A 13,074-nucleotide genomic window follows, 5' to 3' on the forward strand; every position below is an offset into this window, starting at 1 on the left:
ACGCAGGATGCGCCGGGCGATCCGCCCCGGGCGATCAGTTCGGGGCGTTGCCGGTGAGTCGGTAGGTCTTCGAGGTGCCGTTCTCGTCGGTCACGGTGACGGTGCCGAAGGCCTTCTTGGTGACGTCGCCGAGCACGACGGTCACCTGCTCACCGACCACCGAACCCTGTGCACAGTTCGGTTCGCACACCTTGCGCACCTCGGTGCCGCTGCCGACCGCTTCGCGCGCACCCCATCGGGTCCACTGCATGTTGGTCAGCGAGACGGCGTTGTCGCCGCAGTAGATGGAGGTGATCTCGGTGGGCCGCACCTGCGGGTTGCCCGCGCAGTCGTACACGGCGGCGTCGCGGCCGTTGCCTGCGGTCTCCGACGCGGTCGACGATGCGGAATCCTCGGTCGACGGCTCCTCGGTGGTGGTGGTGGTCTCCTCGGTCGTGGTGGTCTCGTCGGTGGTGCTGGGGGTGACGGTGACCGTCTCGGTCGTCGGTGTCGACGACGTCGATGCGCTCGCGGCGGTCGGGGAGTCGCTCGAGCCCGAGGTCGCGATGAGGATCGCCGCGATCACGATCGCGACCGCGGCGACGGCGGAGATCGCCAACAGGATCGTGGTCCGGCGGGACGAGGGATCGGGTCCGGCGGCGGGGTCGGATCCGGGTTCGTCAGGCTGGGGATCGTGGGGTCCGGGTGTGAAGGGCTCAGTCATGGCCGTCCAAGGATAGGGGACGTGTCTGAGAGGCCCCGGGCGTCGTTCCGGTGGACAGGTGTCGCGGGTCGCCCTAGCGTTCCCCGTACGTTCCCCACGGAAGGAGCCGCGATGCCGTTGTACGGATTCCGCTGTGACCAGGGATGTGGCGACACCGAGCGTGCGTATTCGATGGCGTCGGTGCCCGATCGGATCGACTGTCCGGACTGTGGTGCGGTTGCCCGTCGACGATTCGACTCGATCGCGGTGAGCCACCGGGGCTCGGTGGCGATGCGATTGCACGACGCCACCGCCGCGACCGCGCAGTCGCCGCGGGTCACCTCGTCGATATCTGCGACGAACTCCGGTCGCGGCCGGCGGCCGGTGTCGACCGATCCGCGTCATCGACGCCTGCCCCGCCCCTGACCTCCTCGAGAACCTTCACGAGATCGGAAACCGCATGCCCGAGTTGATCTTCCCGTTGGATTCCACCAAGCCGTTCACGGCACAGGAGAAGGTCGGGCACAACCGATGGCATCCCGACATCCCCGCCGCGGTGACCGTCAAGGCCGGCGACTCGTTCCGGGTGCACTGCCGCGAATGGTTCGACGGCGCCATCGTCAACGACGACTCCGCCGACGACATCCGCGACGCCCCGTTGGCCGGTGTCCACGTACTCTCGGGACCCATCGCGGTGGAGGGCGCGAAACCCGGCGATCTGCTCATCGTCGACATCCTCGACATCGGGCCCATTCCCCAGGAGGACTCCGGGCCGCTGGCGGGCCAGGGGTGGGGCTACACCGGCATCTTCCCGACCCTCAACGGCGGCGGGTTCCTCACCGAGCAGTTCCCCGACGCCTACAAGGCGATCTGGGATTTCAGCGGCCAGAAGACGACGTCGCGGCACGTCCCGCACGTCGAGTTCACCGGCATCGTGCACCCCGGACTGATGGGTACGGCGCCCTCGAGAGACCTGCTGAGCACGTGGAACACGCGTGAGGCCGCGCTCATCGCGACCGATCCCGATCGCGTCCCGCCGCTGGCGTTACCGCCCCTCCCGGACAGCGCGATCCTCGGGTCGCTCACCGGCGAGGAGTTCGACACCGTCGCCGCCGAGGGCGCGCGGACCGCCCCGCCGCGGGAGAACGGCGGCAACCAGGACATCAAGAACCTGACCAAGGGCAGCCGGATCTTCTACCCCGTGTTCGTCGACGGCGCGAACCTGTCGGTGGGCGATCTCCATTTCTCGCAGGGCGACGGTGAGATCACCTTCTGCGGTGCGATCGAGATGGGCGGGTTCATCGACCTGCGCGTGGAGATCCTCCGTGACGGCATGAGCACCTACGGCGTCAGCGAGAACGCGATCTTCATGCCCGGCAACACCGATCCGCAGTACTCGGAGTTCCTCGCGTTCTCCGGGACGTCGGTCACCCTCGACGGTGAACAGCGCTACCTCGACTCCCATCTGGCGTACCAGCGGGCGTGTCTGCACGCCATCGACTACCTCACGAAGTTCGGCTACTCGCCGGAGCAGGCCTACCTCCTGCTCGGCGCCGCGCCGATCGAGGGTCGACTCTCGGGAGTCGTCGACATCCCGAATGCCTGTGCAACCGTCTACATCCCGACGGCCATCTTCGATTTCCCGATCGCACCGAGCGCGTCCGGTCCGTTCCAGATCGATCCCGGTATCGGAGCCCCGCACTCGGCCTTCTGACCGGTCTCAGCCCGGCTTCTTGTCCGGTCCTCCGGGTCCACCGGCAGGGCCACCCGCGCCGGGACCGGGTTTCGTGTCGTCCTGCTTCTTCTGCTGACCGGGCGGCTCTTTCGGTCCTGCCGGGGCGGGTGCCTGTTCGGTCGTCGGGGGAGTCTGCGTGGTGGTGGTCGTCGTCGTCTCGGACGTCGTGGGCGTCGTGGGCGGCGAAGACGGGACACCCGACGTCACCGCCGGCACCGGCTGGTCGTCACCTCGGCACGACACCCCGATCGCCAGCACGACGACAAGGATCGCGAGCAGCGCGGCGACCGCGACGAGGACACGGGTGCGCCGCGTGCGCTGCTCCTCGGCCGGCGACGGCATCTGCAGGGTCATCGTTGTGAGCCTACGACGGCGTCACCGCTCGAACCGGGCGCCCTCCGGTCGGATTGTCGGTCCTCGAGCCATGTGTCCAGACGCCACAGATGGGAGAATTACGTGATGGCGAGAGGACTGACGTGGCGCCCCCGGCGGCCGAAGGACTTGCGCTGGCTCTGGGTGGTCGGCGTCGTACTCGTCATCGTCGGGGCCGCACTCAACGAAGGACCGAGCGGAGACATGCAAGGCTTGTCGACGCCCCCGGTCTCGAGGGACGTGGTGGCGACGCAGGGATCGCCTGCGGTGGCTGTGGACGACCCGCCCGGGCGCGAATGTGACGTCGCCGGAGGTGCGTCGAAAAGAACGTGACCTGCCGCGGGGCCCGGTTCTAGGGTTCAACCATGCATCCGCCCGCCACCCCGGAGTACTTCCACGTGTCGTCGTCGGTGAACCGCGCCTCGATTACCGAGCACGGCCTCGACGTGGCGCGGATGGGAGCGGCACGAGGCATCGCGGGAAGCCGTGAGCCGGAGGAGCACGGGTGCTTCGTCGCATGCGGTGCATTCGAGCGGGACTGGTTCGTGCGCATGAACAACACCGGAGGACCCGTCGACGTCTGGCGGATTCATCCCCTCGACCCCGACCGCCTGGTCACCCATCGACATGGGCACCGATATGTGCCCGGTGCCATCTCGGTCGACCAGATTTCGCTGCACGAGTCCGACATCCCGCCGTACGTTCGCCACTGACGCGCGGAGTTCGCACGTCAGTGGCGCTGTTCGCGCGCTGTGGCACCGTTCGCATGCCGCCGGCAGGGTGCGAACGACCCGACAGCGTGCGAACGGTGCACGAGCGTGCGAACGCGCAACCAGGCGGGGGAGAAAAGTTCAGAACGGTGAACGAAACATGCCCGAAAAGCCGATATCACCCGTAGTTCTCACAACGGGTCTAGCGTCCGGTCATGACGATCGACAAGTCCGCCCCGCCGGTGTCCGCGGCGCCGAAAGGTGCAGGTGCCGAGAGTGATTACCTCGAGAAACGACAGCTGAAGAAAGGGACCGCGGGCTGGGTCCTGCTCGCCGGTCTCGGCGTCAGCTACGTCATCTCCGGCGACTACGCCGGATGGAACGGCGGACTCGGTGAGGGCGGTTTCGGTGGGCTGCTCATCGCCGCGATCATCATCGCCGCGATGTATCTCGCGATGGTGCTAGGCATGGCCGAGATGTCCTCGGCGCTGCCGGCCGCGGGCGGCGGCTACACCTTCGCGCGCCGCGCGATGGGCCCCTGGGGCGGATTTGCCACCGGCACCGCGATTCTCATCGAATACGCGATCGCGCCGGCTGCCATCGCCACGTTCATCGGCGCCTACGTCGAATCGCTGAACCTGTTCGGCATCACCGACGGGTGGTGGGTGTACCTCGTCGCATACGCGATCTTCATCGGGGTGCACCTCGTGGGCGCGGGCGAGGCCCTCAAGGCCATGTTCGTCATCACCGGCATCGCGCTGGTCGGACTCGTCGTCTTCGCCGTGGCGGCCGCGGGCATGTTCGACGCGTCGAATCTGACCAACATCGCCGCCGACCCCGACGCCGCCGGGTCGTCGAGCTTCCTGCCGAACGGCTACCTCGGTATCTGGTCGGCCATCCCCTTCGCGATCTGGTTCTTCCTCGCCGTCGAGGGTGTGCCGCTCGCCGCCGAGGAGGCCGAGAACCCCGAGCGCAACGTCCCGCGCGGCATCATCGTCGCGATGCTGATGCTGGTGGTCACCGGTGCGGTGGTGCTTGTGCTCGCGACCGGCGCGATGGGCGCCGACGAGATCTCCGGCTCGGGCAACCCGCTGGTCGAGGCGCTCGGCGACGGTACCGCCGCCACGGTCGTCAACTACATCGGCCTGGCCGGACTGGTCGCCAGCTTCTTCTCGATCATCTACGCCTACTCGCGCCAGACGTTCGCGCTGTCGCGCGCCGGGTATCTCCCGACGTCGCTGTCGCTGACCAACAACCGCAAGGCGCCGGTGTGGGCGCTGATCATCCCGGGCGTGATCGGGTTCGGACTCACCTTCATCGGTGAGGGTGCGATGTTGCTGAACATGGCCGTGTTCGGCGCCGCGCTGAGCTATGTGTTGATGATGATCAGCCACATCGTGTTGCGCGTCCGCGAGCCCGACATGCCGCGCCCGTACCGCACCCCCGGCGGCATCGTGACCACTGGGTTCGCACTGGTCATCGCGATCGCGGCGGTCATCGCCACCTTCCTCGTCGACACCACCGCCGCGCTGTGGACACTCGGGGCGTTCGCCGCGTTCATGGCCTACTTCGGTCTCTACAGCCGACGACATTTGGTGGCGGGATCCCCCGACGAGGAGTTCGCCCTGCTGGCCGACGACGAGGTGGCGTGAGGGGTGTCGACCCATCGGCAGACGCTCGGCGGCACCACCTTCACCTTCGACTCGCTCATCGAGCTGCTCGCCAAGGCCACGCCGCGGCGTAGTGGGGACGAGCTCGCCGGATGCGCGGCGCAGACCGACCTCGAACGCGCCGCCGCGCAGTGGGCGCTCGCCGACGTCGCGCTGACCACCTTCCTCGAGGATCTCGTGATGCCCTACGAGACCGACGAGGTGACGCGGCTCATCATCGACACCCACGACACCGCGGCGTTCGCCCCGATCGCGTCGATGACCGTCGGCCAACTGCGCGACCACCTGCTGTCGGTCGCGAGCGCACCCGACGCCGCGAGGACGCTCGCGGCCCTCGGACCGGGACTCACCCCGGAGATGGTCGCCGCGGTGAGCAAGCTGATGCGCAACCAGGACCTCATCGCCGTCGCGAAAGCGTGCCGCGTGACCACGGCATTCCGCACGACCATCGGGTTGCCGGGCACGCTGACGACCCGGCTGCAGCCCAACCACCCGACCGACGACCCGCTCGGTATCGCCGCGGCCACCCTCGACGGTCTGCTGCTCGGCTGCGGCGACGCGGTCATCGGCATCAACCCCGCGACCGATTCCCCGCAGGCCACCTCTGACCTGCTGCACCTGCTCGACGACATTCGCGTCCGGTACGCGATCCCCGTCCAGTCGTGCGTGCTGTCGCACGTCACCACCACGATCGGGCTGATCGAGGCCGGTGCCCCCGTCGACCTGGTCTTCCAGTCGGTCGCGGGCACGGAGGGCGCCAACCGGGGTTTCGGTGTCGATCTCGCCGTGCTGCGCGAGGGCAACGAGGCGGGGAAGTCGTTGCGGCGCGGCACCGTCGGCGACAACGTGATGTACCTCGAGACCGGGCAGGGCTCGGCGCTCTCGGCGGGCGCGCACATCGGTACGGGCGGCAGGCCGGTCGATCAGCAGACACTCGAGGTGCGTGCCTATGCCGTTGCGCGCGAACTCGATCCGCTGCTCGTCAACACCGTGGTCGGATTCATCGGGCCCGAGTACCTCTTCGACGGCAAGCAGATCATCCGCGCGGGGCTCGAGGACCACTTCTGCGGCAAACTCCTCGGACTGCCGATGGGTGTCGACGTCTGCTACACCAACCACGCCGAGGCCGATCAAGACGACATGGACACCCTGCTCACGCTTCTCGGCGCGGCCGGTGTGCCGTTCGTGATCACCGTCCCCGGAGCCGACGACGTCATGCTCGGGTACCAGAGCCTGTCGTTCCACGACGCCCTCTACGCACGCCGCGTCCTCGGGTTGCGGCCGGCACCCGAGTTCGAGGCCTGGCTCGATTCGGTCGGCATGCTCGACGCGGGGGGTCGCATCCTCGACCTCGCCCCCGAGGCGTCGCCGCTGCGTGCCCTCACCGACGCCACGGCGGCCCACTCGTGAGCGATCTCTGGGACATGCTGCGCGAGAACACCGCCGCCCGTATCGGTCTCGGACGGGCGGGCGATTCGCTGCCCACGGCGCGGGTGCTGGAGTTCGCGGCCGCGCACGCCGCGGCCCGCGATGCCGTGCACCATCCGCTCGACGTCGAGGGTCTCGTGGCGGCGATCGCACCGATCGGACTCGGCACGCCCGAGGTCGTCGCCAGTCGGGCGGTCGACCGCAGTGAGTACCTCCGTCGCCCCGACTTCGGACGTACGCCCGGCGACGACTTCTCGGTGGCCACCGCGGACGCCGACATCGGCATCGTCCTCGCCGACGGGCTCTCGCCGATCGCCCTCACCGAACACGCCGTCGGGGTGGTGACCGCGATCAAGGACGTTCTCGCACCCACGTATTCGATCGCCACACCGGTGATCGCCACCCAGGCGCGTGTCGCGCTCGGCGACCACATCGGCGCCGCCCAGAAGGTCGGGACGCTCATCGTCGTGATCGGGGAGCGGCCGGGGTTGTCGGTCGCCGACAGCGTCGGGATCTACCTCACCCACCTGCCGCGACCCGGACGTGCCGATTCCGAACGCAACTGCATCTCCAACATCCACCCGCCCGGAGGCCAGAGCTATGTCGGTGCGGCGCGTGTGGTGGCCGCGTTGGTGGAAGGTGCCCGTGCACTGGGCCGTAGCGGTGTCGACCTGAAGGACACCAGCCGCACCCTCACCACCTGACCGGCGAGCGGGCGTGTCGCGGACGATCCCATAGGCGTCTGTCGGGTGGCTCACAGGAAGCACCCAGGGTCGGCGCACACGATGGTTCTCATCAGCCAACCACCACCGACACAGGAGTCGACGATGATCGCCACCACTTCTCTCACCGGTCTCGACACCGACATCACCGTGTCGGTGACCGAACCCGCCACCCTCGGATCCGCTCGACGGGAGGTCGCGCGTCACGCCGAGAACATCGACCTCACCGTCAACCGCCGCCGCGCCTCGGCCGAGATCCACGCGGTCGATCTGGCGGCGGGCACCCCGGTGATGGTGAGCGTGGTGTTCGAACAGATCCTCACCGACGCCCTGTTTCACGCCGATCTCACCGGCGGTGCGACACAGGCGGTTCGGCGCAGCTCCGTCCCCGATTACCGCCACCTGCCGCACCTGCGGTTCACGACCGACGGCCCGCTGCCCGTCGTCGTGCGGACCGTCTCGCCCATCCCGGCCTGGCACCGACCACGACTGGGCGACGGCTGCGTGACCGTTCCGGCTGACGTCCGGATCGAATTGCTCACGGCCGGGCACGCTTTCCTGGCCGACATGGCCGCACACCTGGTCGCCGAACGCCTCGGCTGCGGGGTGATGGTGGCCGTGGGCGGCGTGGCCGCGTCCGCGGGACATCCCCCGCTCGGCGGATGGCATGTCGCGAGCGCACCGGCGATCGGCGAACTCGAACTCCCGCAGGGACATGCGATGGCCACGGTGTCGGCGGCCGACATCGCGGCACTGCCACGCGGCCCCTTCGACCCGCGGCCCGTCTCGGGCGTCACGTCGGCGACGGTCGTCGCCGACCATGCCGGCACCGCGCAGGCCGCCGCCACGCTCATGCACACCGATCCGACGCGGGCGCGTGCCTGGATCCTGGAGGAACAGATGTCGGCGTGGTCGGTCGACCGCGACGGCACGGTCGACGAATTCGGTTCGCTCGCAGCGCGACTCCACGCTCACGCGGCCTGACCCCGATCGCCATCCGTCCGATCGATGCGAACGGCTGCCCGATCGGCGTCAGTACGCCTGATCGACGGGGGTCAGAGGGGGAGGTAACCGTAGGTGTGGTGTCGGATGAAGCCGAGGCGGCGGTAGAGACGGATGGCCGCGGTGTTGGTCGTCTCGACCTGGAGATAGGCCTGCTCGGCGCCGAACTCGCGACCCCACGTCAGCAGTCGGTCGATCACGGCGGTCCCGACACCGCTCCCGCGTAGCCGCGGGTCGGTCCACAGGCAGGTGATGCCGTTCCAGGCGGCGCCGCGCGATCCGGCGTCGAACGACTCGTCGGTGGTCACCGCGCCGCGGCCGATCGCGACGATCTCATCCGCATCGGTCACCGACGCGAACCCCAGTGAGCCGTCCATCGACTCGGTCACCACCCGTCGCACCAGCTCCGGTGACCCGACCCGGTCCGCACTCCCCAGGTACGCGTGTATCCACGCGTCGGACGGGGTGTCGGTCATCGTGATCTCGACATCGCGCCGGACGCTCATCGTCTCGGCCGAGCGGACCATCGCGATCGCCTCGATCTCGAACCGATCCCGGTCGACGTGGACCGACGGGATGAGCCTCTCCACCACAGCGCATCGCGCGGAGAGATCGCGGTCGGCGTAGAACGCCGACAACGCTTCCGTCACAGTGCCGTCGAGGGTCGCGCCCCGGTCCAGTGGCACCGCCGAATTGGCGCGCCGACTGAACCCGCCGCCGGCGCGCACGAACCACCCGCCGATCGTCGTCGACTCGAGCCCGGGCCACCCGCGGGCGGCGGCCCTCTCGAGCGCGCGAATCTCGGAGTTGCGCACGGGGCGATCCGACAGCACCCGCACCGACATCACCAGATCGGCGGGGACCAGGACGATCTCGCCGTCGCGATCGACCGCCCACGCGCCGTCGTCGGGCGTGGCCACGAGCACGCCGGTCACGTCACTCGCCGTCGCCGACGGGTCGCGCCGCCAGTCGCCGGGTGCGCCCTCGCCCTTGCGGAAACGGACGACGACGCGATCGCCCGGGTTCATCCGTCAGAGGTCATTCGTCGTCGGGGTCGTCGTCGTCGTGACCGAACGGATCCGGACCCTCGCCCGGCGTCCACGTGAGTCCGGGCTCACCCCATCCGTTGCGCTTGATCGCCTTCTTCGCGGCGCGGGCGTTGCGCCCCACGAGGACGTCGACGTACAGGAACCCGTCGAGATGCCCCGTCTCGTGTTGCAGCATCCGCGCGAAGAACCCGGTGCCCTCCACGACGACCTCGGCACCCGTGCGGTCGACCCCGGTGACCCGCGCCCAGTCGGCGCGGCCGGTGGGGAACTGCTCACCCGGCACAGACAGGCAGCCCTCGTCGTCGTCGTCCGGATCGGGCATCGTCTCGGGGATCTCCGAGGTCTCGAGCACCGGGTTGATGATCTCGCCGCGCTCGCGGTCGGTGGACCGTGTCTCGCCGGCCGGGCAGTCGAACACGAAGAACCGCCGACCCACCCCGACCTGATTGGCCGCCAGTCCCACACCGTGGGCGGCGTCCATCGTCTCGTACATGTCGTCGAGCAGCGCGACGACATCGGCGGGCGGCCGACCGTCGGCGTCGAGTTCCACCGGCTCGGTCGGTCGGTGGAGCACCGGCTCACCGACGATGCAGATGGGAAGAATTGCCATGCGGCATAGATTACTCGGCACGCCGAACCCGAAATCCCCATGACTTTCGTGGTTAGATGTTCAACGAACCACACCGATGTAATTCGACCGGTCCGATCGTCGATGCGGGCATTGTTCGCAGGTCACGCGGTGTGTAAGCAGGAAAGACCTCGAGGGAGCGAGATGGACGGCGCAACTGCGCGTAGTCAGAAGGGGTCGGGCCCGGTCGGTACCGGCGAACAGTCTGACACCCCGGGCACCCCCACAACCGGATCCGACGCGAATGTCGTCGGGGCCGACGGCCTCACACGCCGCGAACACGACATCCTCGCCTTCGAGAGGCAGTGGTGGAAGTACGCCGGCGCCAAGGAGGAGGCCATCAAGGAGCTCTTCGGGCTCTCGGCCACGCGGTACTACCAGGTCCTCAATGCCCTGGTCGACCGGCCCGAATCGCTGGCCGTCGACCCGATGCTGGTGAAGCGGCTGCGTCGTCTGCGTGCCAGCAGGCAGAAGGCGCGCGCCGCCCGACGCCTCGGCTTCGAGATCACCTGATTCCTCGATCCGAGGAGTCCCGGACCGCGATGAGGCACCCGACGACCGTAGAGTGGCGGCCGTGATGGCCCCCGAATCTGACAACACGCGGTTGCCGCTGCGCGCCGGGGCGATGCTGCTGTTCTCGATCGCGGTGGTCTGCATCGGGTTGGGCTGGCATTCCGCGGTCACCACCACCAGCAGTCCCGAGGCCGACCTGCGCGCCGCCGCGTCGAGCGCGTCGGAGACCCCGTCGTCGTCCGCGGCGGTGTCGTCCTCGGCAGCGGCCGGCGCACCGGCGAGCGGCACGAGCTCGTCCACCTCGGCCTCGGCGTCGAGTCCCCTTGTGTGCGTCTACAACGCGGGGTCGCAGTCGGGCCTGGCGGTGGAGGTCACCGACACCCTCAAGGCCAAGGGCTACCGCACCAGCGCGCCCGGCAACCTGCAGTCGGCGAGCATCACCGAGAACACCGTCTTCTACACCCCGGCGTTGCGTGACGAGGCCGAGAAGGTCGTCGCCGACCTCGACAACGGTGCGACCGCAGATCCCCGCCCCTCGGCCTTCACTCAGTGTCGCGGCGGGATCGCGGTCGTCGTCATCACCCGGTGACACCGGGCCCGTGATCGCCGTCGGGCGACGAGCGGGCGGCGGGACCCCGCACGGTGCACGCCGGATATGATTCCCACCGACGCGCCCGCCCCGCGCCCGATCACAACAAGGGAGACCTTCCGCGATGATGTTCCAGCCGACCCTCCGCCACGCCGGTGTGCGCCGCGCACTCGTGCTCGCCGCCTCCACGGTCGCCGCCGGAGCAGTCCTCACCGCGTGCAGCCCGGGCGAGGAGCCCAGCTCGCAGCAGGGCACCACGCCCGCCGTCGTCACCGGTGACCAGGCCCCGAACAACCTCGGCATCAACGAGCGGGAGGCCGGCTCGTCGCCGACCGAGTCGGGCAACGCCGAGCCGTCGGGCTCGGGTCTCACCGCGTCGCTGATCAGCCCCGGAGGCGCGCGCGTCGGCGAGGCCACCTTCTCGAACGAGGGCTCGGCGGTCCGTGTCGACGTGAAGGTCACCTCCGGCATCACCCCCGGCTTCCACGGCCTGCACATCCACGCGGTGGGCAAGTGCGAGAACAACTCCGTCGCGCCCACCGGCGGCGCCCCGGGTGCGTTCCTGTCCGCCGGCGGCCACTTCCAGGTCGACGGCCGCACCGGTCACCCCGCGAGCGGCGACCTCGTGTCGATCAACGTCACCGGCGCGGGCACCGGTGAGACGGTCACCACCACCAGCGCCTTCACCCTCAGCCAGATCGTCGGCAAGTCGATCATGATCCACTCCGGCCCCGACAACTTCGCCAACATCCCCACGCGCTACGCGCCCGCCCCCGACCAGGAGACGCTCTCGACCGGTGACGCCGGCACGCGCGTCGCCTGCGGAGTCATCGAACAGGGGTGATCGCCCCCATCGAGTTCCGGGGTTCGCCCGCACCGACGCTGGGTGTCGAGTGGGAATTCGCCCTGGTCGACAAGACCACCGGTGAGCTCTCCAATTCGGCTGCGGCACTGTTCGATCGGGTCGTCGACCTCGCGGATTCGACGCTGGACAACCGGATCCACCAGGAGTTGCTCCGCAACACCGTGGAACTGGTGACCGGTGTCTGTACCACCACCGGCGAGGCCATGGCCGATCTGCGCCACACCCTCGGCGTGGTGCGGGCCATCGCCGACGACATCGGTGTCGATCTCTTCGGTGCCGGCACCCATCCCTACAGCGAGTGGTCGACCCAGCAGCTCACCGAGTCACCGCGCTACGCCGAGCTGATCGAACGCACCCAGTGGTGGGGACGTCAGATGCTCATCTGGGGCGTGCACGTGCACGTCGGCATCGACCGCCGCGACAAGGTGCTCCCGGTGGTGAACGCGCTGCTCGCGTACTACCCACACCTGTTGGCGCTGTCGGCGTCGTCGCCGATGTGGGCGGGCACCGACACCGGCTACGCGAGCAACCGCGCCATGATGTTCCAGCAGTTGCCGACGGCCGGTCTGCCGTTCCAATTCTCCGAGTGGGCCGATTTCGAGGCGTTCGTCGCCGACCAGAAGACCACCGGCATCATCGACGACATCAACGAGGTGCGGTGGGACATCCGTCCCTCGCCCCGACTCGGCACCGTCGAGGTCCGGGTGTGCGACGGCGTCTCGACGGTCGCCGAACTCGAGGCGCTCGTGGCACTCATCCACTGCCTCGTGGTCGACATCGACGACCGCCTCACCGCCGGTACGCTGCCGCGGGAGATGGCGCCGTGGCTGGTGCAGGAGAACAAGTGGCGCGCAGCGCGATACGGCCTCGACGCGGTCATCATCCAGGATGCCGACTGCAACGAGAGACTCGTGACCGACGACCTCGCCGACATCCTCACCCGGCTCGAACCCGTCGCGCGACGGCTCGACTGCGTCGCCGAACTCGCTTCGGTCTCGTCGATCATCGACGGCCGGGGCTCGTATCAGCGCCAGCGCGCGGTGTTCGCGCAGACCGGTGACATGCGCGACGTGGTGACCGCGGTGGTCAACGAACTCGGCCGCTGAGCC

15 protein-coding genes are annotated in these 13,074 nt (G+C 69.0%); 11 read left to right on the top strand and 4 right to left on the bottom strand.

Features of this window, described 5'->3' with window-relative positions:
• Window positions 1–34 precede the first annotated feature (34 nt).
• On the bottom strand, window positions 35–703 hold the full coding sequence (locus TU34_RS22245) for a hypothetical protein (RefSeq protein WP_052688729.1): 669 nt from the start codon (window positions 701–703) through the stop codon (window positions 35–37).
• 111 nt (window positions 704–814) lie between these two features.
• Here TU34_RS22245 and TU34_RS04520 point away from each other — a divergent pair, with 111 nt between their 5' ends.
• Window positions 815–1,108 (top strand): zinc ribbon domain-containing protein, encoded by a 294-nt coding sequence (locus tag TU34_RS04520; RefSeq protein WP_045821663.1) that lies wholly within the window; start codon window positions 815–817, stop codon window positions 1,106–1,108.
• A gap of 34 nt (window positions 1,109–1,142) precedes the next feature.
• Window positions 1,143–2,396, top strand: coding sequence for a formamidase (fmdA, locus tag TU34_RS04525; protein WP_045821664.1), 1,254 nt, complete (start codon window positions 1,143–1,145; stop codon window positions 2,394–2,396).
• Window positions 2,397–2,402: 6 nt separating this feature from the next.
• On the opposite strand, the gene TU34_RS23870 is transcribed toward fmdA, so the two are convergent.
• Window positions 2,403–2,771: a hypothetical protein gene (locus tag TU34_RS23870; RefSeq protein ID WP_045821665.1), complete on the bottom strand. Its 369-nt coding sequence runs from the start codon at window positions 2,769–2,771 to the stop codon at window positions 2,403–2,405.
• 383 nt (window positions 2,772–3,154) lie between these two features.
• Between TU34_RS23870 and TU34_RS04535 the strand changes: the two genes are divergently transcribed.
• The 5 genes from TU34_RS04535 (at window position 3,155) to TU34_RS04555 (ending at window position 8,303) form a co-directional block, all read left to right on the top strand.
• Window positions 3,155–3,502: a hypothetical protein gene (locus TU34_RS04535; protein ID WP_045821666.1), complete on the top strand. Its 348-nt coding sequence runs from the start codon at window positions 3,155–3,157 to the stop codon at window positions 3,500–3,502.
• A gap of 212 nt (window positions 3,503–3,714) precedes the next feature.
• A complete protein-coding gene (gene eat / locus TU34_RS04540) occupies window positions 3,715–5,151 on the top strand; it encodes an ethanolamine permease (protein WP_045821667.1) in 1,437 nt (478 codons plus the stop codon).
• A gap of 3 nt (window positions 5,152–5,154) precedes the next feature.
• Window positions 5,155–6,579 (top strand): ethanolamine ammonia-lyase subunit EutB, encoded by a 1,425-nt coding sequence (locus TU34_RS04545; protein ID WP_045821668.1) that lies wholly within the window; start codon window positions 5,155–5,157, stop codon window positions 6,577–6,579.
• Window positions 6,576–7,301, top strand: a complete 726-nt coding sequence (gene eutC, locus TU34_RS04550) for an ethanolamine ammonia-lyase subunit EutC (RefSeq protein ID WP_275041727.1) — start codon at window positions 6,576–6,578, stop codon at window positions 7,299–7,301. Before TU34_RS04545 ends, eutC begins: the two co-directional genes overlap by 4 nt.
• A 123-nt stretch (window positions 7,302–7,424) precedes the next feature.
• Window positions 7,425–8,303 (top strand): FAD:protein FMN transferase, encoded by an 879-nt coding sequence (locus TU34_RS04555; RefSeq protein WP_052688731.1) that lies wholly within the window; start codon window positions 7,425–7,427, stop codon window positions 8,301–8,303.
• A 71-nt stretch (window positions 8,304–8,374) separates the two neighbouring features.
• Here TU34_RS04555 and TU34_RS04560 read toward each other — a convergent pair whose 3' ends face one another.
• Together TU34_RS04560 and TU34_RS04565 are read right to left on the bottom strand one after the other, a co-directional pair.
• A complete protein-coding gene (locus TU34_RS04560) occupies window positions 8,375–9,349 on the bottom strand; it encodes a GNAT family N-acetyltransferase (protein WP_045821669.1) in 975 nt (324 codons plus the stop codon).
• Between the two features lie 10 nt (window positions 9,350–9,359).
• Window positions 9,360–9,980: a peptide deformylase gene (locus TU34_RS04565; protein WP_045821670.1), complete on the bottom strand. Its 621-nt coding sequence runs from the start codon at window positions 9,978–9,980 to the stop codon at window positions 9,360–9,362.
• A 162-nt stretch (window positions 9,981–10,142) separates the two neighbouring features.
• Between TU34_RS04565 and TU34_RS04570 the strand changes: the two genes are divergently transcribed.
• The 4 genes from TU34_RS04570 (at window position 10,143) to TU34_RS04585 (ending at window position 13,071) form a co-directional block, all read left to right on the top strand.
• Window positions 10,143–10,511: a DUF3263 domain-containing protein gene (locus tag TU34_RS04570; RefSeq protein WP_045821671.1), complete on the top strand. Its 369-nt coding sequence runs from the start codon at window positions 10,143–10,145 to the stop codon at window positions 10,509–10,511.
• Window positions 10,512–10,575: 64 nt separating this feature from the next.
• Complete coding sequence (locus TU34_RS04575) at window positions 10,576–11,100, top strand: LytR C-terminal domain-containing protein (protein ID WP_045821672.1); 525 nt, start codon at window positions 10,576–10,578, stop codon at window positions 11,098–11,100.
• Window positions 11,101–11,224: 124 nt separating this feature from the next.
• Window positions 11,225–11,944, top strand: a complete 720-nt coding sequence (gene sodC, locus TU34_RS04580; protein ID WP_082079848.1) for a superoxide dismutase[Cu-Zn] — start codon at window positions 11,225–11,227, stop codon at window positions 11,942–11,944.
• Window positions 11,944–13,071, top strand: a complete 1,128-nt coding sequence (locus TU34_RS04585) for a glutamate--cysteine ligase (protein WP_045821811.1) — start codon at window positions 11,944–11,946, stop codon at window positions 13,069–13,071. The genes sodC and TU34_RS04585 overlap by 1 nt, the downstream gene beginning before the upstream one ends.
• Window positions 13,072–13,074: the final 3 nt, after the last annotated feature.

The sequence above is a fragment of the Williamsia herbipolensis genome, from assembly GCF_000964005.1.
In the GTDB taxonomy this organism is placed as follows: domain Bacteria; phylum Actinomycetota; class Actinomycetes; order Mycobacteriales; family Mycobacteriaceae; genus Williamsia_A; species Williamsia_A herbipolensis.

Bases quoted from the DNA above. Each gene is read 5' to 3' on its own strand.
- TU34_RS04570 (WP_045821671.1), top strand. From the start codon at position 10,143: ATGGACGGCGCAACTGCGCGTAGTCAGAAGGGGTCGGGCCCGGTCGGT.
- TU34_RS04575 (WP_045821672.1), top strand. From the start codon at position 10,576: ATGGCCCCCGAATCTGACAACACGCGGTTGCCGCTGCGCGCCGGGGCG.
- fmdA (WP_045821664.1), top strand. From the start codon at position 1,143: ATGCCCGAGTTGATCTTCCCGTTGGATTCCACCAAGCCGTTCACGGCA.
- TU34_RS04555 (WP_052688731.1), top strand. From the start codon at position 7,425: ATGATCGCCACCACTTCTCTCACCGGTCTCGACACCGACATCACCGTG.
- sodC (WP_082079848.1), top strand. From the start codon at position 11,225: ATGATGTTCCAGCCGACCCTCCGCCACGCCGGTGTGCGCCGCGCACTC.
- TU34_RS04565 (WP_045821670.1), bottom strand. From the start codon at position 9,980: ATGGCAATTCTTCCCATCTGCATCGTCGGTGAGCCGGTGCTCCACCGA.
- TU34_RS04535 (WP_045821666.1), top strand. From the start codon at position 3,155: ATGCATCCGCCCGCCACCCCGGAGTACTTCCACGTGTCGTCGTCGGTG.
- eat (WP_045821667.1), top strand. From the start codon at position 3,715: ATGACGATCGACAAGTCCGCCCCGCCGGTGTCCGCGGCGCCGAAAGGT.
- TU34_RS23870 (WP_045821665.1), bottom strand. From the start codon at position 2,771: ATGACCCTGCAGATGCCGTCGCCGGCCGAGGAGCAGCGCACGCGGCGC.
- TU34_RS22245 (WP_052688729.1), bottom strand. From the start codon at position 703: ATGACTGAGCCCTTCACACCCGGACCCCACGATCCCCAGCCTGACGAA.
- TU34_RS04520 (WP_045821663.1), top strand. From the start codon at position 815: ATGCCGTTGTACGGATTCCGCTGTGACCAGGGATGTGGCGACACCGAG.
- TU34_RS04560 (WP_045821669.1), bottom strand. From the start codon at position 9,349: ATGAACCCGGGCGATCGCGTCGTCGTCCGTTTCCGCAAGGGCGAGGGC.